Origin of the sequence: Aquibium oceanicum, from assembly GCF_001889605.1 — a bacterium.
GTDB classification, from domain to species: Bacteria; Pseudomonadota; Alphaproteobacteria; order Rhizobiales; family Rhizobiaceae; genus Aquibium; species Aquibium oceanicum.
This window is the reverse complement of the sequence record NZ_CP018171.1, coordinates 4968378-4992907: the sequence shown is the minus strand read 5'-3', so window position 1 is coordinate 4992907 and position 24530 is coordinate 4968378. Positions and strand designations below refer to the sequence as shown.

The window sequence follows — 24530 nt, the reverse complement described above, 5'->3', positions numbered from 1 at the left end:
CTACGGATGGACAGGATCAGGCGGAGGTTTTGACAGGGTGTGTTGATCTTCGAACTGCTGCGGGCTCAGATATCCGAGCGCCGAGTGTAATCGGCGCTCATTGTAGATCTGGTCAATGAAGCGCGGAAGGTCGGCGGCGACGTCAGCGAAGCTCTCGTAGGACATCGGGTAGACCGCCTCGACCTTCAGCGTATTCATGAAGCTCACCGCCTTTGCATTGTCGTAGGGGCCGGCACTCCATCGATCCGACGAAGCCGTGTTGCGCCAGAACCTGTCGGTAGCGCCCGGCCGAGTATTGCGATCCCCTGTCCGTTTGATGAATGCAGCCTGGAGGCGGTTTCCGCTTCTCAATGGCTGACTGCAGCGCTGCCAGCGTCCGCCGCACGTCGACCGACCGGGCGATCGCATAGCCCACCACCTTGCGCGACCCGGTGTCGAGGATGACCGCGACATAGGCGAAGCCGGCCTGGATCGCCACATAGGTGATGTCCGCGACCCAAAGCTGATCTGGGCCGTCGGATACGATCTCATTCGCCAGCTTCGGGAAGAGCGGCAAGTCGTGATCGCCATCGGTGGTGGCGACATAGCGCCTTCGGCGGCGAGGCTGAAGGTCATGCTCGCGCATCAGGCGTCGCAGTTTCTTATGGTTGACGACCATACCCTGCTGACGCAGAGCCGCCTGTATGCGGCGATAGCCATAGGCCTCGAAAGTGTCGGAGATCGCCACCATCCGTTCGACGAGGGAGGTGTCGTCGAAGCTCACGGCCGGCCGGTCGTAGAAGGTCGAGCGCGCGCTTCCTATCAGACGACATCCTTCCGCGACATAGATGCCCCGGGGCCGGTGATCACGGATGTAGTCGCGTTTCTCGGCTGCGGTCCGTGCTTCAGCGCCCCCTTTAGAAACTCGATCTCCAGAGCCCGCTTCCCCACAAGTCGCTCCAGGGCGGCGATCCTGGCCTCGTATGTTTGGATCGTGTCGGCTGCAGTGACTTCGTCATCGAACGCTCCGGCCTCGAACTTCTGGATCCAGATGCGGATCAGATTGCGGAGCAGCTCATGTCGCTTGCCGAGGCCATGGAGCGTCTCGCCGGCGAGATACTTCTGCACGACCTGACGCGTGAACTCGATGCTGTGTGTGCGATGTCGAACCATGGGCTTCCATCCTTCGAAACCCTGGCAAACCGGTGAATGCCTTTCCACCAATCTGTCCACCCGCAGGGCGCACTCCAAAGAGGATGCCTCGCGCGGGTGAAGCTAACCCGTAAGCTAAGAGTGTCCAGTCGGCATTCTGGAACAGTCCGATGCAGACCGGCACGAGAACCGCGACGTTTAGCGAAAACGACAGCGTGATCATCGCTGTCACGAGAGAGTCTCCGGCTTAGTCACGACCATCAGCCGCTCGCTGGCAGCGGACGTTGCAATGCCTTTGCCTCTCCCCAGGGCGCGGTCATCCACGCATCGATTTCTGCGAGCTCGGTAAGGATCACCGACATCGCCTTCTGTTGGACCGGCGCGACCACGGCACTCGGCTCCGTCGTTAGGAAGCCATACAGATCGGTGCAGGCCAGTCCCTCGCGCACCTTCCGGACGCGCGGTCATCATGATGGAGGGCCGCAGCCCGTCGAGATGCCGCCCGCACCACCCGGCTGCGCCGGCCAGTTGCATCATGACCGGCTGCTCGATGCCGTCCATTTGGCTTCTCCCCGCTCGCGAGAGCCAACAGAATAGGAGAACGCCATGCCCAAATTCATCGCCGTCTATCGCACCATCATCACCGAAATCTGGGAAGTGGAGGCAGAACACTCCGAGGCTGCGAAATCGAACCTTACTGAGAACGGCCACATGATCTGCCCGCCCTTCTATGAGGAGGACGTTCAGGTGCAGCGCGCTGGTACTTTCGTCTATCGAGAAGGACAGTTTCCGTCCTGTACGGAGATCAAGCCAGCGAGTGCCGAACCGGAAAGCGGCCACCACTCGAGCGAGCGCCAAACGGCGGCGAAGGGGTGGGAAGCCGACTGGCAGGTTTCGGCCACAAGGACGGCAGAGCAGGCGTTTCGATGAAATTAGCTCGCAACTGAAACAGAATTGTGAATTCTTTCCCGCCGGTACGCTATGGGGCATCGACGGGGCGGGTCCAGCCATGCTTCCCGGCGGAATCTGGAACAGATTTGCCTTCGGTAGAGCTGGCTTTTTGGGGGGAGTAAGTGCATGCGCGCAGCGGTTGTCCTGTTGTTTCTAGCTGCGGCATCTGAACCGCCCCGGGTTTGCCGGAGGCTCCAACTCCTGAGAAGGTGGAGCCATCATGAGCAAGACGACGAACAAGTTTTCCCCGGAAGTACGCCAGCGAGCCGTGCGGCTGGTGCTGGATCACGAGCATGAACACCCCTCCCGCTGGGCGGCGATCATGTCGATCTCGGGCAAGATCGGCTGCACGGGCCAGACGCTGAACGAGTGGGTGAAGAAGGCCGAGGTGGATGCCGGCAAGCGGGCCGGTGTGCCGGCGGACATGGCGGCCAAGCTGAAGGCCCTGGAACGGGAGAACCGAGAACTTCGGCAGGCCAACGAGATCCTGCGCAAGGCGTCGGCGTATTTTGCCCAGGCGGAGCTCGACCGCCCATTCAAACGATGATCGCGTTCATCGACGATCACCGCGAGGCGTATGGGGTCGAGCCGATCTGCAAGGTGCTGCCGATCGCCCCGTCGACCTACCACCACCATGTCGCCAAGCGCGCCAATCCCGAGAAGCTGTCGGCGCGGGCGAAGCGGGACCTGGAGCTCAAGCCCGAGATCGAGCGCGTCTTCACCGAGAACTTCGAGGTGTATGGTGCGCGCAAGGTCTGGCGTCAGATGCTGCGCGAAGGCTTCGGCGTTGCGCGCTGCACAGTCGAGCGGCTAATGGCCGACGTGGGCCTACACGGCGTCATCCGCGGCAAGCCGATCCGCACCACGGTCCAGGACAAGGCCGCGCCATGTCCACGCGACCATGTGAACCGGGTCTTCCATGCCCCGGCGCCGAACAGGCTCTGGCTCTCGGACTTCACCTACGTCAGCACCTGGTCGGGCTTCGTCTACGTGGCCTTCGTGATCGACGCCTATGCGCGTCGCATCGTCGGCTGGCGGGTGAGCCGGACGGCGCATGCGAGCTTCGTTCTCGATGCTCTTGAACAGGCCCTGCACGAGCGGCGGCCCATTCATCGCGGTGGCCTGGTGCATCATTCGGACAGGGGATCTCAATATGTCAGCATCCGCTACACAGAGCGTTTGGCCGAGGCGGGCATCGAGCCTTCCGTCGGAAGTATCGGCGACTCCTACGACAACGCTCTCGCCGAAACCATCAACGGCCTCTACAAGGCCGAGGTGATCCATCGGCGCGGACCCTGGCGCTCCTTCGAGGCCGTCGAGTTCGCAACGCTGAACTGGGTCGACTGGTTCAACAATCGCCGGCTGCTGGAGCCCATCGGCAACATCCCGCCGGCCGAAGCCGAGGCACGCTACTACGCCATGCTGGAAGAACCGGCCATGGCAGCGTGACTCAAACCAAATGGCCTCCGGCAAACCCGGGGCGGTTCAATCCGCTCCTGCCCTTGCAGCTGACATGGCGACCGGAACCTACGAGTGCTGGTATTTCAATCAGGCTCAGTTGACGCTCAATTTCACCGTGGACGGCCCGGGAACATACACGGGATATGATGGGGCATCGGGCACCTACTCCGTCGATGCACTCGGCGCGGTGACGTTTCTCTCCGGACCGCTGCAAGGGGTAATGCCTGATGGTTTTGTGGCCAGCTACGAGGTCAGGCAAGGCATTCCAACGCTAAGCTATATTAGTGGGCGCGGGGCCGAAGCTGCCTTTTGTCAGCGAGTTTGACTCCAATCCTGCTCATCTCGGATCAGAGCGGAATCTGAAACAGAATTGAGAATTCTGTTTCAAAGTCGCACCTTCAAAGGTGACTGTCGGCCGTGCGCGCGCCTCACCGTACGACAAATACATTTCGTCCTGGCTGGACTTCGAAGAATCCACCGTAGCAGGTGCCCTGAAAATCCTTCACGATGAAGGAATGTCCGACGAAGCTATCCAGGCGCACGATCGCATCGGTTGCGTCGAACGTCGACATCTCAACCGGATTGCCGCCCAGATCGAGCCAGTAGATGAGCGTCGCATTACCCGAACCGACTGCGTACCTGAATTCGACTGATGCAGGCTCGGCAGAGTCGTCGGAGACAACAGCGCCAAGCTTGGGGCACCCGCGACCAAGGCGATAGGCGTCGTCCTCGACCGGAGCAGTCTGCGGGGTAACGCGGGTCGCCATGCGGCTTGTAGCCGGCGGCGGTGCTGCCTTCATGGTGCTGCCGGAGACTTTGTGTCCGCAGTCAAATAGCGACCTCAGCGCAGCGCTGCTGCCCTTCAGGGAGAAGGTTTCTGTCGCGTCGCCACCAGCCGTGGTATAGGCGGCGTGGAAGCTGCTGGCATTCATGAACCCGTCCTCATGACCCGGCTCGTTGGCCGGATCGGCGAAGGAACGCCATTCGACGCCTTCTGCGTCAGTGGTCAGCGCGCCCTCTAACGTCTCGGATCCTGACCGGCTCCCGTCGAACCAAATTTCCACCGGAATCGAGTTGTCGACCGAGTGGCTACCAATCCCCATAAAGCCGAACTCGAACACGTTGCCGTCGAAGGCAAAGCGCAGGGCCTTCTCCTGCCCCTGGATGTTCGTGACTGCGCAATGGTCGCGAAAGCGTTGAAGTTGCCAGCGTCCAACCTGGGAGGTCGCTCCCTTCGCCCCTTGCGATCCTGAATTGTCTCTAGGGGCGGGGGAGGCTGGCTGCCGGGTCTGAACCGACCGGTTGCCGCCGGCCGGCCGGCCACGATTGTCCACGCATTCCTCAACCTTGGTCATCGCCGCTGCGGAACCCGAAAGCGAGAAGGATTGGACGCCGCGATCCAGTTCGAGCGAGACAGAGGCCTCGTTGCGCAGGTTTCTGAGCATTTCCCGCGAAACGGACATGTAGGCCCAACCGGAGCCGATCACCTGAAAGGTCGCTTCGGCTTCAAGCCCGTCAAATCCCCAGGCTCCGGTGCGGTCTTCCTGATCATAATAAGGCATCCCGAGCAGCCAGTCGCCGCCGTCGGTGCCAAGCCGCAACTCGACGCGGCCGTTGTCCTTCGACATGTAACACACTAGCCCACCCGACAGACCTCCTTGCTCGGAGAAGATGCGCCAGCCTTTCACCATCGCATAGTCGGTTTCCTGCGCAGTCGCGGATGGGGCGAAGGCAGCGGCGGATGCGGCAAAAATCAAGGCGGACAGGCGAAGGCGGCCGAGCATGTCGTAGATCCCATTGAATCAAGTGATCGGGCGAAGTTCCAGTTTGAGAGGACGGACGCGCCCATCGGGAGTAGGCAATTCAGCTGTTGGCGTTGATACACTCGAACACACGGTTCAAAGCGTCCGTTGCCCGGTCGCCGAGATCGACTTCGTTGCTCTTGTTGATCTTCGGGATCACCCAAACGTATCCGCCTTCCTGAGCGATCTGGTCGAGGGTGAAGTCATCGAGCGGAGAGAACACCAGACGCGTGGGGTAGGAGGTGGCGGTCACCGAGATCGGACCTTGTGTGAGGTTCAGCCGGCTGGCGTGTTTCCCCTGCACTCCCGGATTGTTCACGGAGACGTATCCGGTGCCGTCGGTTAGCATGCCCATGATGGATACCTGCTTGCCTCGGGTCAAAAACGCCCGACAGAAGATTTTCCCATCCTTTTGAGCTTCTTGCGTAAAGGTCCAGCCGGCAAATCCCTGTCCGAATGGCTCCTGCTGTGCTAGGGCATAACCAGTTCCGGCAGCCACAGACATCGCGGAGCCTATAATACCCATAAATATTTTCTTCATTTAGTTATCTCTTGTAAGAGTATTCACTGTGTTCTGCTGACGGGTAACCAAGGGCGTTCGCACGTCCATAAAGCGCTACTTGAAGACTTTTATAGAGAGCCGGGTGCGGAAGCAATCCAGCTGCACGATGAGAATCCTCCGGCCGATGAAACAGAATCTTAGTATTCTGTTTCATGAGCTCAGCGTCCGCTTTCGCCAGAGGTGGTTGGGCGCTGGAATGGCTACTAAGGCGTCGGTTTCTGCCGGATCGGCTTCCCCAGGACTAGCGCAGCGGAACGGCTTGGTAGGGGTGGAAACCCGACTGGCCGCTTTAGGCCACGGTTTCGCGATTGCCGCCGTTTCCCAACGTTTGAAACACTTCCGTCACCGGATCGATACCGACAGCGGAAGATACCCAAACCGCACAGGTAACGCCGCGCCGACCGTAGACGGCAATCTGGCTTCCCGGCCCGCCCCCGGTGTGACCTATCGGGTGGTCAAGCGGGTTGGTCGCCCGCAGCATAAGGCCCATCGCATATGCAGGATCGGGGTATAGGTCACTTCGAAACTGAGGGAGAGCTCTAGGTTCACGCATACGTGAAAGCGTGCGCTCGTTCACCAGTGAGCCTCGGAGCAACAGACGCAGCAGCCACGCAGCGTCAATCACGGATCCAACCACGAGGCCATGATAAACCCATCCCGGATGGTAGCCGGACGCGTCCCCCATGCTGACATGGGCGAGATCCGCAGGAACTGTAGCAAGCCGGGCTGTCGTGAGTTCGGCTGGGCCGAAGACAAGATCCGTGAGAGCTTCCTCAAGCGGTCGATCCGAAACCTGTTCAATCAGGCGGGCGACCCACCAGTAGCCGATATTCGAGTATGCCCAGCCATGTCCCGGCTCGTCGCGCAACCGATCCGCCTCGACCGCTGCCATGAGCTTTTCGATCGGCCATGGCGATCGCCCCGCCGCGACATCGACGTGATAAGCTGCCAGCGCACCGTAGTCGGGCAAGCCAGCCTCGTGCCGAAGCAGCTGGGCCGGTGTGAATGGTCTGCCCGCAACTGCTTCGTCCAGGTTGAGCCTGCCAACTTCCGACAATCGTAGAAGCGCAATCGCGAGGGCAGTTTTCGTGAAGCTCCACCATGGGACGGAGGTTGTAATACCGAAGGAGTTGATTTTGCCGTCACTGCCTATGATCGCCCGTGCTTCCATCCCACCACCTTATCTGTTGCAGTGCTGCAAGCGAAAGGCGACAGCATTCGGGAGAGGCAGGTAATATGTCGAGGGTCCGAGAAGCGGTCGCAATCGGCCATGCCCACGATCCTTCAAATGGTCCGGTTCCCCATACCGATCGATTTTGCGCGAACCTTCTGCGCACGGCACCTAAATGCGAGTTCGGCTGATATGGCCTAATCTCGCAGAGCGTGAATTGAATACGGAGCAGAGCGAGGGTCGTCGATAATGATGTAACCGTTTGCTCTGCGGCCGTTTTTCCTTCCGAGCTTCAAGGCCGGCAACGGTACGCGCGCGGTTCATCTGGCGTTCCATTTCCGCGAAGGCCGCATAGACGGTGTAAATGGCCGCCCCTTCGACTTGCGACAGATCGATGGCGGCTCCCGCTCCGTTCAAAACCTTCAGGCTTATGCCTTGAGGTATCAGCGCTTCCAGCACCGCCAGCAGTTCCCGAAGATTGCGGCTGACGCGATCGAGCTTCCAGACAACCAGCGTGTCGCCGCGACGGCAGCTGCCGATCGCCGCCAGCAGGCCGCGGCCTATGTGCATACTGCGGAAAGCCGTCCCAGCACGACCATGTCGCACCTTGCCGCCTCCAGCGCCTTTTGCTGCAGGTCCGTTCGTTGCTTCCTCGTCGGGCCGCGTCGAGGAAACGCTGGCCGACCGGCGCAGCTTTCATCTTGACGCTGAGCGGTGGGAGGCCTTTCAAGCCGCGCTTGACGCGCCCCCGCGCGACCTGCCGCGCCTGAAGAAGATCTTGAACGAGCCGTCCGTCTTTTCCGGCCGCGAGCCCGCGTGAGCGGTTTTCGAATCGAGAAACTGGCGCGCAAACACGCGGTCGATCTCTTCGACTGCGGCGAGGAGCCGCTCAACCGGTTCCTGCTCCGTTATGCGCTGCCCAACCAACAGGCGAACGCGTCGCAAACTTGTGCCGGGCTCTCGAACGATACGATCATCGGATACTACACGCTGGTCGTCGGCGAGGTCGCGTATGACGGCGCACCCGAACGGCTGACCAAGTGCCTCGCACGCCATCCGTTGCTCATCATGCTGCTTGCGCGTCTTGCTGTCAGTCGAGACTGGCAAGGCAAGGGCATCGTTGCCGGCCTCTTGCGCGACGCCATCCTTCGAACGCTCCAGGCTGCTCACATCGCCGGCATCCGCGCCTTCACCGTCCATGCCAAGAACGACGCAGCGCGATCCTTCTACAAGCATTTCGGATCCGTAGAATCGCCTAGCGACCCGCTCCACCTGTTCGCGCTCATCAAGGATCTGCGCGGCCTGTAATACTGCCTCGATGCGATAGAGCCGTTCCCCTGCGCCAGCCTCTCCGGGGGCGGACACCATTTCCTTCGACGCCTGACGATCCGCGACGCCCCGCGGCCTTTTCTGCTGGAGGTTCTGGCAGAAGCAATTTCGTCCCTGCAACGCATGCGCCGTCTTTCCGCTTCGCCCGCCCCGGCGCTTCGCTTGGGGTGCAGGGCAAAATTCCCAGCCCGGCACATGGATCCCCGCGAAGAACGCGAGTGGATAGTCGGGACCGGTGGAAAACCAAGCATTGGGCGTCCTGCCGCCTTCGGGCTTGTTCGCCCGGTCCGGCTCGGCGAAGGCGGTAAGCGGCATCACACACCTGTTCTCGACCCCGAGCCACGGCTTCCAATGCCGGCTTACCGCGTTCCTGACATTTGTGGTCCCACCGTCCGGCTCCATCTTCAGGAGCAAGTCGAAATCCACTTCCTTGCCCTTGGATCGCAGCTTGTCGGCGCGCTAAGACGCGGCATCCATCAACGCCTTTCGGGACGACGGCAAACCCCACCGTGCGCGGGTAAGAACGCGCCCCTGTTCGCTGTTGCGGACGATAGGTGCGGAATAGTCCGGGTAGACGTCGCCCGGCGCCAGATTGCCCGCGCCGTTGAGCATGGTGCGGGTGAACTTAGGGATCGCCCGCGGACCCTCGGTGACGTTGCAAAAGTTGCACTCGCAGCATGATGAAGCGCGTATTCTGCGAAATCAAGCGACCAGCGGCAAAGCAAGCGTAGACCGCCAGTTTCCCACCTGTACTGGGGCACTCAGGTGGTTCGCCCACCTATCTCCGCCAAGCGTCGAAACGCATTTGCCTGGCTCAACGCCGAGTTTCAAGCGGGCTTCATGGAACCCCTAGCACTACTGAAGCGATGGTAAAGCCGACGACAAGCGACAGCGACAAGGCGGCAAGCATGTTCATTCCATACCCCTATGGATAGAGAATGAAATAGGGAGCCGAGAACAAAGTTCCTGCTTTCTGAGAGGCCGGCTGCGGTGATGGTAAAAGAGTTGTGAAACGTTTGATTAACTTTGTCTGAGTGCCCAGGCAAGGAGGTCGACGAGCCCGGACGATAAGGCCCTTTACGACAAAGCAGCTTTAGTCAAGCCGGGCGCCTTCCGGAATGATCTGTTCGCCGCGCTGATGGGCGCGTCGGCGACACGGCAACGAGTGCGACTGCGCAATTTCCTCGTCACTTAGATCGTCCCGTTATAAGAGGGCTTTAAGCGGTGGCTCTAGGATCCCGACATCTGAACTTTCTACTAACCAAAGGTTGGGTGGCAGGTTCGTATACCTCGCGCCGCCTTGCATCGTGAAGGGGAAGGCCCCGTTCAACCGAGACTGGCGGTGTTGCTTATGGTTGCATAGAGCCGGTTCCGGTACGCATTCCCCGCGGCATCGGGGCGGGAAGTCTGGTCTCGCGCGACGACATCCTGGTTGCGATGCTAGTCTATCTCGAGAATGAGACCTACGAGGAGATGTGAGGTCACTGGTACATAGAGGCGTGTCTCTTTCCGCTGGATCCTATTCCGCCGCTCTTCTATGCCGCAGAAGAGGCTGTGGTCTGGCTCAATGAACATATCAAGCAGAGCCTGCCTCGGAACCGTGCTGCTCGCTCTAAGTTGATTCCGCCGTTCACATGAGTACCCAAATGTCCGACCAGTTCTCCGCACACTTTCGTGTTTCGCTCGGACGCGCCGGCAACCTCGCGCATGCCGTTACTTCGCCAGAAAAGGCCGCTGAAATCCTGGCCACCGACTGGCCGACCAACTGGACCGCAAAGCACCTGTCGGTGCGCAAGGCCGTCCTAAAGGCGATGGAAAGTGCCTATACCGTTACCACCGCGAGGAAGGCGTTCGCAGAGGCTGCGGACGAGGCCGGCATTCTGCTGCCGGAGCCGCCGAAGTCGGTGGCGCGGGAGGGCTTCAAGTCGCCAGCTTGGACCCGGTCGAAAGGTAAGCTGAAGCGCGATCGATGACTTTCATGAACGTGTCACGAGGAAGTGATGTCAATCGCCATGGGTTGCGACGGGTGGCAGCGTGCAAGAAATGATAGACGAGGACTACAGCCCAGGCGCGGGCTGCAATCGTCTCATTGCTGTCCGCTACGCACCAGCTAGGATCATTTGAACAAACGTCTCTCCTCTGGGGACTTGCCATTGAGTTGCGAACTTGGAGTTCCCAGAGCTTTGGCGAGTTCCTCAAGAGCACAAGCTATCGCATCCAGCTTTTTCGCCACGTCTTTCTCCGCGCGCGCGGCAATAGCGTGGGCCTTTACATTGTGCAGAGACATCGCTGAACCCCGTTCTTGGTGGGAAGAAGTTAGCTCGGCGTGGGCCATGTAGCAAGAGACGAGGGAGAGGGGCGCTGGTTCAAAACCCGGCTGCTCGTCTGGCCGGATATTCATCTATCGCGGGCAACAGCGAAGATGATCCCGATCGCAGATCGACCAGCGTTCCAAACGACAAGCCGAGCGCCGCATCGCCGATTAGGGCGTGCCCCAGCACCGCACAAAGGCCAGCACCAAGGAGGAGGCCAATTCCGATACTGATCGCCAAGTTGATGAACATGGAAAAGATAAGAGCACGCGCGAGCGGAGGTTCCCGGCTCCAGCGATGGCACAAGGGCGACAAGGTGTGCGAACTGATCGAGGCGGCCGGCGCCACACTGCGCTTCCTGCCGCTCTATTCTTCCGACTTCAACCCCATCGAAAACGCCTTCGCAAAGCTCAAGGCGCTGCTCAGGAAGGCCGGCGAGCAGACCCTTACGGCCCTCTGGTCGACGATCGGCCGCCTTATCGACCACTTCACTCCGACCGAATGCCGAAACTACTTCGCTGCCGTAGGATACGATGCAACGTGAACGGATTCCGCCTTAATACTCTGAAATCCGACTCCGGGTTAGGAATCGTTAGGGAATCACCACTACAGATCGCGTTGGTTGGGCTCGTTTCTTGCGGGTGCAGGCAGATGTTCCGAAAATTCTTGCGTGATGTGCGTGGCGATTATGCAATCGCCACGGCGGTGGCGATCATCCCGATCCTGGGCTCGCTCGCTCTGGCGGTGGACTATACCGAGCTTTCGAGAGAACGGGCGATCGTCCAGAACGCCCTCGATGCGGCCGGCATCGCCGCTGCGCGCTACTACGTCGAAGGCGCCAGCAAGGATGCGACCACCGCCTACGCGAAGGACTTCTTCCTCGCCAACCTGAACGGGATCGATGGTGGTGGCGCGAAGTTCACGCTCGTCCTTCCCAACGAGGGGACCGGCGGCGGTGTGCTGACGATCTCGGCGACACATAGTTTCAAGCCCTTCTTCCTCGACGGGTTCACCAGCCTCATCGGCAGCGACAAGGCGGTGCTGGACTTCCAGGCCGAGACGAAGGTGAGGTTGAAGAACACGCTCGAGGTCGCGCTCGTTCTCGATAACTCCGGCTCGATGGACTACACGGGCTCGGGATCGGGGAAGAAGCGGATCGTGCTTCTGCGCGATGCCGCCAAGCAACTCGTTTCCACGCTCGCCGCGCAGGCCGACCAGCTCAAGCAGGTCGACAAGCCGGTGCAGTTCTCGCTCGTCCCGTTTGCGGCTTCCGTGAATGTCGGTCCCTCCAACGCCACCGCTGCGTGGATGGACGTCGATGGCCGTTCGCCGATCCATCACGAGGATTTCGACTGGACCACCATGCCTTCGACCAAGAAGGTGCAGCTGTCGGGCGGCATCTATTACAAGAAGGGCGCGGACTGGGGCGCGCAGGAGAACCAGAAGGTCACCCGCTTCACCATGTTCAACGACGTCAAGCGGGTCACCGGCAAGTCCTGGGTCGCTGACATGCAGTATGTGTGCACCTCGTACAGGTCGAGCGGATCGTGCCGGACCTATGGCTGGGTCGACAACGGCGCGTACCAGTATTCATACGGCGCCTTCGCCGGCTGGCAGGGATGCGTCGAGGCGCGGCCCTATCCCTACAACCTCAATGATGCCGCGCCTGTCACGGCGACGCCGGCGACGCTCTTCGTCCCGATGTTCGCCCCCGACGAGACAGACCAGACCTCGGGCGGTTCGGCACCCAACAGCTGGTGGGTCGACGTGACGACGTCCAGCAGCGCCTCGACGCGGCAGAAATACATGCCCAAATACTTCACGCCGGCCGGGGAGGGCACGTCCGCCGCGGCAGCCAGCAGCGGGCCGAACGATTCCTGCACCACCAAGCCGATCACGGCGCTCGTCGACGTCAGCGTCGCGGCCGGTAAGAAGAAGATCGAGGACGCGATCGACGCGATGACCCCGCTGGGGCGACGAACGTTCCCGAAGGCCTGGCCTGGGGATGGCGGACCGTTTCCCACGATGCTCCCTTCACCGAGGGCAGGGTGGAGACCGAGAAGGGCAACGACAAGGTCGTCATCGTGCTCACCGACGGCGCCAACACCTACTACACGCCGAGTTCGCTGGGATACGCCGACGCGGCGGCCAACAAGTCGACCTATTCGGCCTACGGCTACACCGGCCTGAAGCAGCCGGGCGAATCCTACACCCGCATGTTCATGGGCACCACGGTCGGGAAGACCACCTATTCGAACGACAACTACACCAGCGCCATGACGCAGCAGATGAACGCTCTTTGCGAAAGCGCCAAGGCCAAGGGCATCATCGTCATGACCGTGTCGCTCGACCTCAGCACCTCCAAGTCCGACGAGAAAGCGCAGATCGACGCGCTGAAGGCGTGCTCGTCCAACTCCCGCTTCCGCAACGACAGTTCGGGAAGCCCCGCGAAGCTCTACTGGAACGCGACCGGCGCCAATCTTTCCGACAAGTTCAAGGAAATCGCGGACGAATTGTCGAACCTGCGCATCGTTGGGTAATACCAACTGCCAGGATACTAATGTTCGCGTTCATCAATACTGGCGATAGTAAGCTTCGGTGATCTCGTGTCCCCGTTGGCCGAGGCTCCCGATTTTGGCTAAGGTTGAGACTCATTCAGACCCAAGAATGCGACGAGGGTTGCGAGCGCGACGGCCGAGAGGAAGTTTTGGGCGAGCTTGTCGTAGCGGGTAGCGATGCGGCGGAAGTCCTTCAGCCTGCAGAAGGCGGCCTCGATGCGCCAGCGTCCCTTGTAGCGGACTTCGTCGTAGTCGATCGGCACCTTCCGGTTCGAGCGCCCGGGAATGATGGCCTCGGCACCTTTGGCGTGCAGGCGCTTGCGCAGCGCATTGGCGTCGTAGCCTTTGTCGGCGATCAGGCAGCGCGCCCGACCGGCCGCGTCCATCAGTGGCCCGGCCATGGTGAAGTGGGCGACGTTGTCGGCGGTCAGCGGCAGAATGGCCGGGCAGTCCTGCCAGCGGCAGCCGGCCTTCAGCACATGCAGGATGCCGCTGATGATGCGCCGATCATCGACTCGGCGCGCGCCCGGCTGTTTCCTTGGAAGGTGCAGCTCGATCGCCGCCCACGCCTCGTCGTCCAGCCAGAAATGCCTCCTCATCATCGCCTCCGCCGTAAAGCGACGACAGCGAATCTGATTTGTTGCAGACCTTCAATAGCCCGACTGGGTTTCGACCCCGGCTATCTACTTATGCCAAGCGAAGGTCAGCTTTTTCCGTAATAGTGGAGCGTATCAATGTTCCCCGGATCCACGCCCCAAGAGGGTTGCAAGAACAGGATTGGGGAATTTTCTGGCAATGGCTACGGCATAGAAGGTCTCTACGATCCCGGGCAATGGATGTATCTCTTTCAAAAGCCCGGACTCTAGCTCGTCTCGCACGACGATCGGCGGCACGACAGCCAACCCCGAGCCTTCCCGTGCCATCAAGCGCATCATGGCCATGTCATCCACTTCCGCTTTCACGAGCGGCGTGATGCCCATCTTGTCGATGAGCGCATCGAAGCCCATGCGAAATCCGCTGGCAGCGGTCGGGAGGATCAAAGGATACTGCTTGAGAGTCTTCTTCAGCGTCTCACCGGTGTCATAGCGAGGCGTACCGACCAAGCCGACCCGTTGTTCGTCGAGCCGATGGACGATCCATTGCCTTCCAGGCTCGGCGGGCACCTGCCGGTCAACCAGAAGCACGTCGAGGCGCAGCGCCTCCAGCTCCGCCTGCAATTCCTCCCAGCTTCCTGATCGAAGCACGATCTCGAGTTCAGGTTGGCGAAGCAAAGGACCTAGAAACTCCATCTGAAAGTTGCGCGACAACGTCGCCAGCGCACCGATCCGAATGATCCTTTGGGATTCTCCTTGCGCGCGAAGCGTGCCCACCAATTCATCACCTGTCCGGAAGATTGCTTCCGCATGCTCGAACGCCAGCCTGCCCGCCTCGGTAAGGAGGAGTTTCCTGCCACGTCGATCGAATAGCTCGTGTCCAAGCTGGTGTTCGAGCTTCCTGATCTGGGTCGAAAGCGCTGACTGGGACACGCGCATATGCTCGGCGACCCGGGTGAGGTTTCCCTCCCGCGCTACCGCCCAGAAATACCGCAAATGGTTGTAATTCAGCAGCATGTGTTCTCCATGAAAGAACGATCCATTCTATTCTTTCGATTTGATGGATGGAAGCCCCCTTTGTTAAGCTGTTCTGACTTCTCGGGGAGAATGCCATGCTGCTTGACATCACTGCCTTATCCGCTCCTGCGCTTCTGGCCTTCGCCGGTCTATTCGCGCTTCTGCGACCGGGCGAGCAGCGGTTCATCAAGACTTGTGTAGTATTAATTGCTGCGAGCATTTCGCTCTTATTCACATTGAATTCGGCAATGCTGTTGGTAATCGGTCATAAAGCAATGCTTTTGCCGATTCTGATTGATAACATCACGGTAATATTATCTTGTCTAATCGCTTTTGTTGGCTTGATCGTTTTGCGCTACAGCACGATCAATCTGCGCGAGGAGAAGGGCGGCGACCGCTTTCTCGGCTGGATGACTTTGACGTTGTGCGCCGTTCACATTCTTGTGCAGGCAGGTACGCTCTGGCTATTCGCCTTGGCGTGGCTTGCCACGAGCTTATTCCTGCAGCGTCTGCTTATCTTCTATCCGCATCGGCCTCTTGCAATTCGGGCCGCCCGCAAGAAATGGCTGCTCGCCCGCGCCGGCGACATCTGTCTCACAGTCGCGTTCATCCTGCTTGCGTACACGTTTGGCAGCGGCCACATCGCCACGATTTCAGCGCAGGCCGGCCAATTTGCCGGCTCGGCAAGCACGACGCTTGCGGCGGCTCTAATCGCGGCAGCGGCCATTCTCAAATCCGCGCAGTTTCCATTCCATGGGTGGCTCACGGAAGTGATGGAGGCGCCGACCCCGGTCTCTGCCCTGCTTCATGCCGGCGTGATCAACGCGGGTGGGTTTTTGTTGATCCGATTCTCGGACGTCCTGGTCGGTGCGCCCGGCGTCCTTGCTGTGCTTGTAGCGATCGGCGGTTTCACGGCGCTGATCGGGAGCCTTGTCATGCTAACGCAGCCCGCAATCAAGACCGCACTTGCCTGGTCGACGATTGCACAGATGGGCTTCATGATAATGCAGTGCGGATTGGGTCTGTTTGCCTTTGCTCTCCTCCATATCGTTGCCCACTCCTTTTACAAGGCCCACTCTTTCCTCTCTTCAGGAGGGGTGGTCGAGAGAGTGACCGCTGCAAAGCGGCCGGGTCGCGTAGCTGTGCCCTCGCTGAGATCAGTCGCGCTTGCGTTTCTCTGTGCGCTCCTGGTGTTCACGGTCGTCGCAGTGCTCTTCGAGGCGTGGAATAAACCGCCACAAGCAGTTGCTCTAGGGATCATCTTGGTGCTGGGCATCGCCTATATGTTCGCTCAGGGTCTGGCCGATGCCGCGCCCGGAGCACTTACGCGCCGCACCATCGTCTATGCCGCGGTGATGACAGTTGCATATTTTGCGCTGCAACAGGGGGTTACTCTCCTGGTCGGCGACGCCGTCGCACCGGTTCCCTTTGCCGGGCCTCTGGAGTGGGTGTTGATCGTGCTCGCTCTTACCACCTTCTCCATAACGGCGTTCGCTCAGTCGATGTTCCCACACTGGGCGGATCATCCCGCCGCCGCGGGACTAAGGGTTCACCTCCAAAATGGGCTCTACGCAAACCTTCTCTTCGATCTAGCCTTGCGCAGCTATGCGGAACCCAAGGGGCTCAGGTCATGAACCAGATTCCTTCGGCCAGTGGCTTCTTTGCGAACCCAGTCCTCGAGGCAGTCGACCGGGCCTGTCAGATGATCCCTCCTGCATGGCCGCTGAGCGCAACCGTTGCTGTCAACCCGTTTCTCGGCCACGCGGAAGAAACTCTTCCAATCGTTGCTGCGCGTATGGAGCGGATTGGCGGTCCGCATCCGCTCATGCCGCGAGCCTGGTACCGCGACAGGCTGGCAAGTGGAGAGATCGAAGATGGTGACATCGGAATAGCGCTTGGTGATCTCGGTCTGGATTCGCGCATGAACGCCTCGAGTGTCAAAGCCGCCGCCGGGGTGGAACGTGATCCTGTAGGGCCGCTTGCCACCGTCGCGGATATCCTTTCCGCCGAACGCGGGTTCGATTTTCCAGTGCTGGTCGAAGAGAGGTTGTCGATTTGGGCTCAGGGCTACTTCGATGAGGGCCAGGCAATGTGGCGCCCGGCAAGACTAGCGAACGCCTTTGCCAGCTGGCGTGAGTTCGCGACACACGACCTCGTTCCCGAACTCGTCGGCCTGAAAGGATTTTGCCGCAAAGCGCAAGGAGCGCCTGCCAGCACAGCCGATGCGGTAATCGCCGCGCTGGGCAAGCTCGGCGTTTCCGAAACAGCAGCGGAGAGCTACTGCCATCAGTTGCTGCTTCGTCTCCGCGGCTGGGCGCAGGCGGCGCGGTTGCCAGGCTGGCTGGCTGAACAAAAAGGGGAACGCGACGAGACACTGTATGGATTCCTGGCCGCTTACCTTCAGTTTGAAAAGGCATGTCTTGATCTCGCGTCACCGCGCAGCCGGGAAAAATGGGCAGGCATACTTAGAGCGCACGCAGCTCCACTGGTCGTGTCCGACGACATTCTCGTGGATTGTGTTCTGCAAACATCGGTTGAAGTGGCCTCCCGCAGAAATCTGGCACGGACACTGTCCACGAATACCCTCAAGCCGGCTGGCAAGCCGACCGAAATAAAGGCGTTCTTTTGTATCGACGTGCGCTCGGAGGTTTTCCGGCGGGCGTTGGAATGCGTTTCACCATGTATCGAGACAGGAGGTTTCGCTGGCTTCTTTGGGATCGGCTCCTCGCATCATCGCTTCGCTTCCGATGTCCCAGAACATCGCCTGCCGGTGCTGCTACCTCCAGCGGTGTCTACCACGGCATCCACGCGCGAAAACCAATTGCCGGATACCAACGCCAGAATCGCAAGACGCGCTCGAAGAGCGCTGGACCGGTTCAAGGCCGCTGCCGTTTCGTCTTTTGCCTATGTCGAGGCGGCCGGTCTTGGATACGCGCTCCGGTTGGCGAGAGGCGCCCTCCGCCAAGAAGACTCGACTGTGGCAGAGCCCGCGCCGTATTTGAACGCTGATCTCAGCACCAAGATTACAATGGCATCGGGCATTTTGCAGGCGATGTCGATGACGCAGGATTTTCCGCCACTCATCCTGCTCATCGGTCACGGCGCGCAAGTCGTCAACAACCCGTTCGCCAGCGCACTGCATTGCGGAGCATGCGGAGGCCACGCCGGCGACGTCAACGCAAGAGTGCTCGCCGGCATCCTCAACGAGGCGGAGGTTCGGCAAGGGCTGGTGGTCATGGGCATCACCATCCCGCAGGAGACCGTGTTCGTTGCCGGATTGCACGACACGACCTCCGACCAGGTGACTCTGTTCGAAGATTTCGCGAAAGGCCTTACGCCGCAAATTTCGCAAGCGCGCTGTTGGCTTGATCAGGCGAGTGCCCTTGCCCGGGTCGAGCGCGCCGCCCGTCTGCCCGGTGCGAGCAACGCCGCTTCCCTCACTGTCCGCGGCAAGGATTGGTCCGAGTTGCGGCCCGAATGGGGCTTGGCTGGATGTGCGGCATTTATCGCCGCACCGCGATCTCGAACACGCGGTCTCGCGCTGGAGGGGCGTAGTTTTTTGCATGACTATGACTGGCGCAAGGATGATGGGTTCAAAGTCCTTGAATTGATCATGACGGCGCCGGTTGTCGTGGCGAGTTGGATCAGCCTCCAATATTTCGGTTCGAGCGTGGCGCCTGACATGTATGGATCGGGGAATAAAATGCTTCACAACGTAGCGGGCGGCATTGGTGTGCTCGAAGGCAACTCAGGACCGCTTCGCACCGGCTTACCTTGGCAATCGGTCCACGATGGCGAACGGCTTGTTCATGATCCTGTGCGCCTTTGCGTCCTCGTCGCTGCCCCTATCGATGCGATCACAACAATCTTGGAACGTCATACAGGTGTACGCGCGTTGTTCGACAACGCCTGGCTTTCGCTCGTCGCCCTGGACGATCTCGGCCGCCCGACCAGCCGCTACATCAGAGATCTCCGATGGGGTGCATTATGAGCTTCACGCATCTCTCGCACAGGGAAAGTGAGGCAATCGGGATTATCCGGGAGGCGGTGGTCGAGAGCAGCAATGCCGTGGTCCTGTTTTCTGGCGGCAAGGATTCAACGGTGTTGGCACACCTTACCGTCAAGGCATTCTACCCGGCAAAACCGCCTATCCCTCTGTTGCTTGTCGACTCCACGTGGGAATTCAACGATGTAATTGCGTTTCGCGATGCTTTCGCTGCTGCGAACGAGTTCGAACTCCGCACCCATGTGAACGAAGAAGGGCGACGCGAGGGGCTGAACCCGATTGATCACGGCGCCACCTACACGACCATGATGCGGACAGATGCGCTCAAGCAAGCTCTCGATCTGGGTGGCTATGATGTCATTCTCGGCGGTGCCAGGCGAGATGAAGAAGCATCCAGGGCCAAGGAGCGCATCGTGTCCGTCCGGGGCAAGGAACACAGCTGGGATCCCAAGAACCAACGACCGGAACTTTGGTCGATTTACAATTTCCGCCGAAGCCCGGAGCAGACCCTCCGCGTCTATCCGTTGTCGAATTGGACCGAGCAGGATTTGTGGGCTTACATCTTCTTCAATCGTATCGAGCTTTGTCCACTCTACTTCGCTGCGCCGCGGCCAGTCGTAGAGCACAATGGCAATCTGATCGTGGTTGACCAACCCGAGCAGGCGAAGCGTTTCCAGTTTGGGCCGATAAGGACAATGGGCGTGCGTTTTCGGTCGCTGGGGTGCTGGCCGGTCACGGCCGCGGCAAAGTCGTCGGCATCGGACCTTGGCGCCGTACTGCAAGAAACCTTCTCGGCCCGAATCTCGGAGCGAAACGGCCGGGTCGGCGATGGTTCGTCGCTGGAGGCACAAAAACGCGAAGGCTATTTTTGATGGGCAGGCCTCTGAGCGTTTATGATGGCGGACAGGCCGCACTCGCAACCATGCATGGCAAGGAGCAGGCGTTTTCCGCTATTCTTCACGACATTCTGGGACTGAGTGTGCTCGTACCCGAGATGATCGATACCGATGCGCTTGGCACGTTTACCGGCGAAGTTCCTCGCAAGGGCACGATGCTCGAAACAGTTATGGCAAAAGCCCGGCTTGGCATGACCGCTATGAAGCTGCCCCGCGGTCTTGCGAGCGAAGGTGCTTATGGTCCTCATCCTCAATTGCCTTTCGTACCAGGCGGCATCGAGCTTGTTGTTCTCGTCGATGATGTCGCTGGGATCATCGTCCACGAGCATCTAGTGGTCGATGCGCCAGTCTTTGCGCATCGCTCAGTCGCGGCAATCAGCGAACTCGAAGATTTTCTGACGAACAACTACTTTCCTTCGCATGCGCTGATCGTCCGGCCGAACTTGCCAGATCGCGTACCGGGAATAATCTTCAAGGGCATCGGCTCCTATTGTGCGCTGGACGAAGCAATCGCTGTCTGCGCTAAGTCATCCAAAGATGGTAAAGCACTCGTCGCGTCGGACATGCGTGCACACTTCAACCCGACCCGGATGGCCGCAATCCAGAAGGCCGTCAGAAGGCTCGCGGTCAGATTGCTGACACTCTGTCCAGATTGCGACAACCCGGGCTTTGGTCTCGTTGACATCGAGACGGGCTTACCATGCGAAGAGTGTGGTGGACCAAGTACTTTGCCACTCTGGGAAGTCTACGGCTGTGTGAAGTGCAAGCATGTTTCAAGGCGTAGAGCGTCTGATCGGGCATCGCGCGCTTCGGCCGCTCATTGCCTGTTCTGCAACCCCTGAGATGACGAGCATGAGCAAGAAATCAACTACTGCCAAATCACCTGATCGGTTATACAAAGAGGTCCTGGCGAGCGCACAGACCGGGCGTTGGCTTAGGGCGGCTTTGAGATCGGCGTGGCGGCGAAATCCCAATGATGTGCTGGCCGATCTTGCCGTCCTCGAATGGCTTATCGAAGCGCGTTGCCGCGCCGGAACGGATCGACGCGATACGCAGAATGGAACAAAAACCGACGTGCTCCCTGAGCCGGGACACCCGGGTGAACCCTGAGTCAAAAAGGATCACCGCTCAGAGCGAACCAGCGATCAAACTATGTTCAAGTGTGGTCGGCCAACAGAGGAGGTATGGGACTGCGGACAACGGTCGCGGGGAAAGTTGGTCTGCACTGCCGATATTCATTCGCTCGGTATTCGTAAGAATTGGTGAAAAAAAAATCAAGCCAACTGATGGGGACATCCGATCGCGACGCCCATTGGACGGTGAAGTTCTCCAGGGCCAAACCGAAGGAGGACGGCGCCCCTCAGATCGACATCGCCATTCCCGTCATGGCTACAAAAGCTACATCTCGATCGATCGAAAGCACGGCATCATCCGGGGCACGCCGACGATTACCAGCAGCGAGAGCGAGGTCGCCTTGCGGTCGAGCCTGTCACGGACCATCGTGCCGTCCAGGATCAGGCGCATGATCGGTTCCTCGGCCAGCGAGCGAGCGTTACAGGCATCCCGGCCGGTATTGACCTTGCGCCAAGTGCGGCTGACCACGTCCTTGCCGATGGCTCCAGCGACCAGCGTAGCAGTTGCGCGGCGCATTCGGCGCGTATTGGTGTCGGGAAGGAAGACCGAGGCGATCAGCGCATCGGCCGCCTGCGTACGCCGCTGATATGCCCGCTGGGCCTTGCTCTTCCAATCTCGGTCGCACCGAAAGTCCCGGTCAGCCTGCGCCTCGAAGGGAAAATGGAGCCTGCCGCGCACGGCTTCACGGGATGGGAAAAAGTCGCTTCGGCTTCGGTCTGACCTGCCACTGAGTTTTTCCTCCACCTGGAGTTAGAGTCCGGCTCTCGATCGAAGGACGGACAGATGAAGCGAAAGCGATTTACGGAAGAGCAGATCATCGGGGTTCTACGCGAGCACGAGGCGGGTGCGAAGGCAGGTGACCTGGCCCGCAAGCACGGGGTCTCTGAGGCGACGCTGTATAACTGGAAGGCGAAGTATGGCGGCATGGACGTGTCCGACGCCAAGCGCCTGAGGGCTTTGGAAGACGAGAACGGGAGGCTGAAGAACCTGCTCGCCGAGCAGATGCTGGAAGCCTCGGCCCTTCGCGAGCTCCTGTCAAAAAAATGGTAGGGCCCGCCGCCAAGCGCGAAGCCGTCGCGCATCTGCAGGCCGTCATGGGTCTGTCGGAGCGTCGGGCCTGTTCCATCGTCGGTGCCGATCGCACGATGATCCGCTACCAGTCGTGCCGGGCGCCGGAGACCGAACTGCGCGGCCGGCTGCGCGATCTCGCCAACGAGCGCCGGCGTTTCGGCTATCGGCGCCTGTTCATCCTGCTGCGGCGCGAGGGCGAGCCATCAGGGATCAACCGCATCTATCGGCTCTACCGCGAGGAGGGGCTGACAGTGCGCAAGCGCCGGGCGCGGCGACGCGCGGTGGGCACGCGGGCGCCGATCCTGGTCGAGGCGAGGCCGAACGCGCGTTGGTCGCTGGACTTCGTGCACGACCAGTTTGCCTGCGGGCGGCGGTTCCGCGTGCTCAACATCGTCGACGACGTGACCCGCGAATGCCTGGGCGCCATCCCCGACACGTCGATCTCCGGTCGTCGGGTGGCCCGTGAGCTGACCGATCTGATCAGCCGTCGCGGCAAGCCGGACATGATCGTTTCCGACCACGGCACGGAGTTCACCTCGAACGCGATCCTCGCCTGGTCGAAGGATCATCGCGTCGAATGGCACTACATCGCGCCGGGCAAGCCCATGCAAAACGGTTACGTCGAATCCTTCAACGGCCGGATGCGCGACGAACTCCTGAACGAGAGCCTGTTCTTCGGCCTCGACCACGCCCGCAACGCCATCGCCGAGTGGCGGCAGGACTTCAACTCTGCGAGACCTCATTCCTCGCTCGGATACCAGACCCCGGCGGCCTTCGCCGGAACTCTCGCCGCAACCGCCTCCGACGCTTCGCTCGATAAGGGCTTCGCGTCTCCACCGGTTGCTCGAACCGCGCCCTACGGCGTAACAGAAACGGCCAAGGCTCTAACCGCCGCTGGATGAAAGTTCAGTGGCAGGTCAGGTCGGTTCCAATTTGGGGGTTTTGAAACCGGCTGGCGCTAGCGACTTGGGCGGGATGGCATGAGATTGACGGCCTCGTCCGCAGCATCGGCAAACGTCTCTCTGGCCTTCGCCGCGGTTTTCGCGTCCTTCATGTTCCCGAGCGCGTGGAGCACTGCCTTACGCGCGTCCGTAGCCGTAGCGGACACGCGTCGCGCAGCTGTTGCGAACTACTACCACATATCTGCGCCACCGGTTCGCTTCTTACGAGCGGGCCTCAGTTAATGGGATGGTCCGCTCCGTCCGCCAATGCGACGATAGCGAGGCAGAATGGAGGAGCGAGCATAACACTTCGCAAACCCGCGAATGCCGCTGTCTATGGTATCGATCTCATCCTGAAGGGGTTTGCCAGGAACCAATGCCGCGACCGGCCACTTTTCGACAGGTCTTTAATCGTGTTTATCGCTGCAGGTACATCCGATGCCGGAGAGAGACGGGATCGAGAGGGAACTGGTCGATCTAATCGCGGCCTTTCGCGCCTTTGCCCGCAGCTTCTACCGCGACGTATCCGACGCCGACGACTTCTTTCAAGAGACGCTGACGAAGGGCATTGCCAACCTCGACAAGTTCGAGCCGGGCACCCGGATAAAATCGTGGCCGTTCACGATCATGCGCAACACCTTCTATACTCGCATCAAGGTCTACAGCCGCGAGGTCCCGGGGCTCGCCGACTGCGCTTCGGTCCGCCCGATCGAGCAGGCCACGCAGGAATGGTCGGTGCGCGTTAAGGAACTCGTCGCGGCGATCAACCGGCTGCCCGTGCAGCATCGCGAGGTGATCGTGCTCATCGGCATGCTGGGCATGAGATACGAGGAGGTGGCGGAGGTCTGCGGCTGCGCCATGGGCACGGTCAAGAGCCGCCTCAACCGCGCACGCGTCAGCCTGCTCTAGGATCTGGGGGAGAGTTCGGCGCGCGCCTTGTTCGAACCCTCCGACAGAAGCGTCGAGGACGCCACGAGATCTGAGCGGCGCGGGTTTTACCGCGCGGAACATCTCCGCCTCCACGTTGTCAGACGTTCGGGCTTGCGGCCATAGCAGGGCGCAGCCTCGACTATCGGAAATCTGACTTCGGATTGCTGGAGTAGCGAAACGCCTCGCGGAAGAAGGGACCGCGAGGCGCTTCGGATTGCGGGATCCGCGCCCACACCTCGTTACGTGTCGCCCAATGGCGCCGATTGCCTTGCCCTGCCGCAAGGGAAATCTATGCCCATCAGATCCGCGTGCAATGGTGTAGCGCAGTTATTCACGGAAAAATCGTACACACAATACGCCGAGAAAGTCGGTGGGCGGTGACCGATTTTGGCGGTTTGGCACCATTGGCCGCTCAGACGCCGGCGGCGCGGTTCCTCCCAGAAACATCACGCCGCCGGCGGGGCCGTAGCACGTGCAGAACATTCCATCCGTGCCAAGCCGCTTTCGCCCTCTGGCCAAGGGTAACGCATGTGTAGTTTTGAAAGTTCCTAATGAACCCGAGCCATGCCGACCAGCTCGGGCCAAGCGGAGGCCGGAGATTTCGCAATCGCTCCTTCCGACTTTCCCCGTTGGGACTGCTGTCGGAAGCTTCAGGAAAGCTGATG

The 24530-nt window shown here is 60.3% G+C and carries 23 protein-coding genes, 2 pseudogenes and 1 other annotated feature; of the genes and pseudogenes, 15 read left to right on the top strand and 10 right to left on the bottom strand.

Going from position 1 to position 24530, the window contains the following annotated elements; translation table 11 throughout:
• Genes BSQ44_RS27935 through BSQ44_RS27090 form a run of 3 tightly spaced genes read right to left on the bottom strand, consistent with a single transcriptional unit; the run spans nt 1 to nt 1152 of the window.
• Entirely contained in the window at nt 1–198 is a 198-nt protein-coding gene (locus BSQ44_RS27935) for an IS3 family transposase (RefSeq protein ID WP_114580026.1), read from the bottom strand.
• Nucleotides 143–829, bottom strand: a complete 687-nt coding sequence (locus BSQ44_RS24515) for an IS3 family transposase (protein WP_235633446.1) — start codon at nt 827–829, stop codon at nt 143–145. Before BSQ44_RS24515 ends, BSQ44_RS27935 begins: the two co-directional genes overlap by 56 nt.
• On the bottom strand, nt 802–1152 hold the full coding sequence (locus BSQ44_RS27090) for a transposase (RefSeq protein WP_072607637.1): 351 nt from the start codon (nt 1150–1152) through the stop codon (nt 802–804). Before BSQ44_RS27090 ends, BSQ44_RS24515 begins: the two co-directional genes overlap by 28 nt.
• 585 nt (nt 1153–1737) lie before the next feature.
• Here BSQ44_RS27090 and BSQ44_RS24500 point away from each other — a divergent pair.
• From BSQ44_RS24500 to BSQ44_RS24485, 3 genes are all read left to right on the top strand, one after another.
• Nucleotides 1738–2061: a hypothetical protein gene (locus BSQ44_RS24500; RefSeq protein WP_072607635.1), complete on the top strand. Its 324-nt coding sequence runs from the start codon at nt 1738–1740 to the stop codon at nt 2059–2061.
• 241 nt (nt 2062–2302) lie between these two features.
• A protein-coding gene (locus BSQ44_RS24490; protein WP_114579930.1) for an IS3 family transposase occupies nt 2303–3531 on the top strand; the annotation gives its coding sequence in 2 pieces (ribosomal slippage) (nt 2303–2591 and nt 2591–3531; 1230 coding nt in all).
• Nucleotides 2584–2700, top strand: a sequence feature (AL1L pseudoknot). (Overlaps the previous gene by 117 nt.)
• Before the next feature lie 64 nt (nt 3532–3595).
• Nucleotides 3596–3868 carry a hypothetical protein gene (locus BSQ44_RS24485; protein WP_157894686.1) on the top strand — a complete coding sequence of 91 codons (273 nt, stop codon included), beginning with the start codon at nt 3596–3598 and terminating at the stop codon, nt 3866–3868.
• Nucleotides 3869–3971: 103 nt separating this feature from the next.
• On the opposite strand, the gene BSQ44_RS24480 is transcribed toward BSQ44_RS24485, so the two are convergent.
• The 4 genes from BSQ44_RS24480 to BSQ44_RS24465 all read right to left on the bottom strand — a co-directional run bounded on the left by BSQ44_RS24480 (nt 3972) and on the right by BSQ44_RS24465 (nt 7648).
• The gene (locus BSQ44_RS24480) at nt 3972–5327 is read right to left on the bottom strand and encodes a hypothetical protein (RefSeq protein ID WP_072607633.1); all 1356 of its coding nucleotides are present in this window, start codon (nt 5325–5327) and stop codon (nt 3972–3974) included.
• Between the two features lie 79 nt (nt 5328–5406).
• A complete protein-coding gene (locus BSQ44_RS24475) occupies nt 5407–5886 on the bottom strand; it encodes a hypothetical protein (RefSeq protein ID WP_157894685.1) in 480 nt (159 codons plus the stop codon).
• A 310-nt stretch (nt 5887–6196) separates the two neighbouring features.
• Nucleotides 6197–7078 (bottom strand): serine hydrolase domain-containing protein, encoded by an 882-nt coding sequence (locus BSQ44_RS24470; protein WP_083534908.1) that lies wholly within the window; start codon nt 7076–7078, stop codon nt 6197–6199.
• 171 nt (nt 7079–7249) lie between these two features.
• A complete protein-coding gene (locus tag BSQ44_RS24465) occupies nt 7250–7648 on the bottom strand; it encodes a recombinase family protein (protein ID WP_072607631.1) in 399 nt (132 codons plus the stop codon).
• Between BSQ44_RS24465 and BSQ44_RS26420 the strand changes: the two genes are divergently transcribed.
• The 5 genes and pseudogenes from BSQ44_RS26420 (at nt 7641) to BSQ44_RS24435 (ending at nt 12909) form a co-directional block, all read left to right on the top strand.
• Nucleotides 7641–7898, top strand: coding sequence for a type II toxin-antitoxin system TacA family antitoxin (locus BSQ44_RS26420; protein ID WP_083535042.1), 258 nt, complete (start codon nt 7641–7643; stop codon nt 7896–7898). The genes BSQ44_RS24465 and BSQ44_RS26420 overlap by 8 nt on opposite strands.
• Entirely contained in the window at nt 7895–8386 is a 492-nt protein-coding gene (locus tag BSQ44_RS24455) for a GNAT family N-acetyltransferase (protein WP_072607630.1), read from the top strand. Before BSQ44_RS26420 ends, BSQ44_RS24455 begins: the two co-directional genes overlap by 4 nt.
• Nucleotides 8387–10053: 1667 nt before the next feature.
• A complete protein-coding gene (locus BSQ44_RS24445) occupies nt 10054–10380 on the top strand; it encodes a DUF982 domain-containing protein (protein ID WP_072607628.1) in 327 nt (108 codons plus the stop codon).
• 640 nt (nt 10381–11020) lie between these two features.
• A pseudogene (locus tag BSQ44_RS24440) lies at nt 11021–11263 on the top strand (transposase); the annotation flags it as partial.
• 131 nt (nt 11264–11394) lie between these two features.
• Nucleotides 11395–12909, top strand: a complete 1515-nt coding sequence (locus BSQ44_RS24435) for a pilus assembly protein TadG-related protein (RefSeq protein WP_335623250.1) — start codon at nt 11395–11397, stop codon at nt 12907–12909.
• A 448-nt stretch (nt 12910–13357) separates the two neighbouring features.
• On the opposite strand, the gene BSQ44_RS24430 is transcribed toward BSQ44_RS24435, so the two are convergent.
• Both BSQ44_RS24430 and BSQ44_RS24425 read right to left on the bottom strand, forming a co-directional pair.
• Nucleotides 13358–13876, bottom strand: a complete 519-nt coding sequence (locus BSQ44_RS24430; protein WP_072608267.1) for a transposase — start codon at nt 13874–13876, stop codon at nt 13358–13360.
• Nucleotides 13877–14008: 132 nt separating this feature from the next.
• Entirely contained in the window at nt 14009–14887 is an 879-nt protein-coding gene (locus BSQ44_RS24425) for a LysR family transcriptional regulator (RefSeq protein ID WP_072607627.1), read from the bottom strand.
• 95 nt (nt 14888–14982) lie between these two features.
• Between BSQ44_RS24425 and BSQ44_RS24420 the strand changes: the two genes are divergently transcribed.
• From BSQ44_RS24420 to BSQ44_RS27080, 5 genes are read left to right on the top strand one after another with little or no spacing between them, the layout of a single operon-like run.
• On the top strand, nt 14983–16521 hold the full coding sequence (locus BSQ44_RS24420) for a proton-conducting transporter transmembrane domain-containing protein (protein ID WP_072607626.1): 1539 nt from the start codon (nt 14983–14985) through the stop codon (nt 16519–16521).
• On the top strand, nt 16518–18878 hold the full coding sequence (locus BSQ44_RS24415) for a YbcC family protein (RefSeq protein WP_072607625.1): 2361 nt from the start codon (nt 16518–16520) through the stop codon (nt 18876–18878). The genes BSQ44_RS24420 and BSQ44_RS24415 overlap by 4 nt, the downstream gene beginning before the upstream one ends.
• Nucleotides 18875–19765, top strand: coding sequence for a sulfate adenylyltransferase subunit CysD (gene cysD / locus BSQ44_RS24410; protein WP_072607624.1), 891 nt, complete (start codon nt 18875–18877; stop codon nt 19763–19765). The genes BSQ44_RS24415 and cysD overlap by 4 nt, the downstream gene beginning before the upstream one ends.
• Nucleotides 19765–20631 (top strand): DUF6671 family protein, encoded by an 867-nt coding sequence (locus tag BSQ44_RS27085; RefSeq protein WP_072607623.1) that lies wholly within the window; start codon nt 19765–19767, stop codon nt 20629–20631. Before cysD ends, BSQ44_RS27085 begins: the two co-directional genes overlap by 1 nt.
• Before the next feature lie 10 nt (nt 20632–20641).
• Nucleotides 20642–20899, top strand: a complete 258-nt coding sequence (locus BSQ44_RS27080) for a hypothetical protein (protein ID WP_157894684.1) — start codon at nt 20642–20644, stop codon at nt 20897–20899.
• Nucleotides 20900–21226: 327 nt separating this feature from the next.
• Here the strand turns inward: BSQ44_RS27080 and BSQ44_RS24400 are convergent.
• A pseudogene (locus BSQ44_RS24400) lies at nt 21227–21573 on the bottom strand (transposase); the annotation flags it as partial.
• Between the two features lie 133 nt (nt 21574–21706).
• Between BSQ44_RS24400 and BSQ44_RS24390 the strand changes: the two are divergent.
• Both BSQ44_RS24390 and BSQ44_RS24385 read left to right on the top strand, forming a co-directional pair.
• A protein-coding gene (locus tag BSQ44_RS24390) for an IS3 family transposase (RefSeq protein ID WP_114579923.1) occupies nt 21707–22896 on the top strand; the annotation gives its coding sequence in 2 pieces (ribosomal slippage) (nt 21707–21959 and nt 21959–22896; 1191 coding nt in all).
• Between the two features lie 477 nt (nt 22897–23373).
• Complete coding sequence (locus BSQ44_RS24385) at nt 23374–23844, top strand: sigma-70 family RNA polymerase sigma factor (protein WP_072607621.1); 471 nt, start codon at nt 23374–23376, stop codon at nt 23842–23844.
• Nucleotides 23845–24530: the final 686 nt, after the last annotated feature.

Bases quoted from the DNA above. Each gene is read 5' to 3' on its own strand.
- BSQ44_RS27935 (WP_114580026.1), bottom strand. From the start codon at position 198: ATGAATACGCTGAAGGTCGAGGCGGTCTACCCGATGTCCTACGAGAGC.
- BSQ44_RS24500 (WP_072607635.1), top strand. From the start codon at position 1,738: ATGCCCAAATTCATCGCCGTCTATCGCACCATCATCACCGAAATCTGG.
- BSQ44_RS24485 (WP_157894686.1), top strand. From the start codon at position 3,596: ATGGCGACCGGAACCTACGAGTGCTGGTATTTCAATCAGGCTCAGTTG.
- BSQ44_RS24470 (WP_083534908.1), bottom strand. From the start codon at position 7,078: ATGGAAGCACGGGCGATCATAGGCAGTGACGGCAAAATCAACTCCTTC.
- BSQ44_RS27080 (WP_157894684.1), top strand. From the start codon at position 20,642: ATGAGCAAGAAATCAACTACTGCCAAATCACCTGATCGGTTATACAAA.
- BSQ44_RS24430 (WP_072608267.1), bottom strand. From the start codon at position 13,876: ATGAGGAGGCATTTCTGGCTGGACGACGAGGCGTGGGCGGCGATCGAG.
- BSQ44_RS24480 (WP_072607633.1), bottom strand. From the start codon at position 5,327: ATGCTCGGCCGCCTTCGCCTGTCCGCCTTGATTTTTGCCGCATCCGCC.
- BSQ44_RS24475 (WP_157894685.1), bottom strand. From the start codon at position 5,886: ATGAAGAAAATATTTATGGGTATTATAGGCTCCGCGATGTCTGTGGCT.
- BSQ44_RS27090 (WP_072607637.1), bottom strand. From the start codon at position 1,152: ATGGTTCGACATCGCACACACAGCATCGAGTTCACGCGTCAGGTCGTG.
- BSQ44_RS24465 (WP_072607631.1), bottom strand. From the start codon at position 7,648: ATGCACATAGGCCGCGGCCTGCTGGCGGCGATCGGCAGCTGCCGTCGC.
- BSQ44_RS24415 (WP_072607625.1), top strand. From the start codon at position 16,518: ATGAACCAGATTCCTTCGGCCAGTGGCTTCTTTGCGAACCCAGTCCTC.
- BSQ44_RS24420 (WP_072607626.1), top strand. From the start codon at position 14,983: ATGCTGCTTGACATCACTGCCTTATCCGCTCCTGCGCTTCTGGCCTTC.
- BSQ44_RS26420 (WP_083535042.1), top strand. From the start codon at position 7,641: ATGTGCATACTGCGGAAAGCCGTCCCAGCACGACCATGTCGCACCTTG.
- cysD (WP_072607624.1), top strand. From the start codon at position 18,875: ATGAGCTTCACGCATCTCTCGCACAGGGAAAGTGAGGCAATCGGGATT.
- BSQ44_RS24425 (WP_072607627.1), bottom strand. From the start codon at position 14,887: ATGCTGCTGAATTACAACCATTTGCGGTATTTCTGGGCGGTAGCGCGG.
- BSQ44_RS27085 (WP_072607623.1), top strand. From the start codon at position 19,765: ATGGGCAGGCCTCTGAGCGTTTATGATGGCGGACAGGCCGCACTCGCA.
- BSQ44_RS24445 (WP_072607628.1), top strand. From the start codon at position 10,054: ATGTCCGACCAGTTCTCCGCACACTTTCGTGTTTCGCTCGGACGCGCC.
- BSQ44_RS24385 (WP_072607621.1), top strand. From the start codon at position 23,374: ATGCCGGAGAGAGACGGGATCGAGAGGGAACTGGTCGATCTAATCGCG.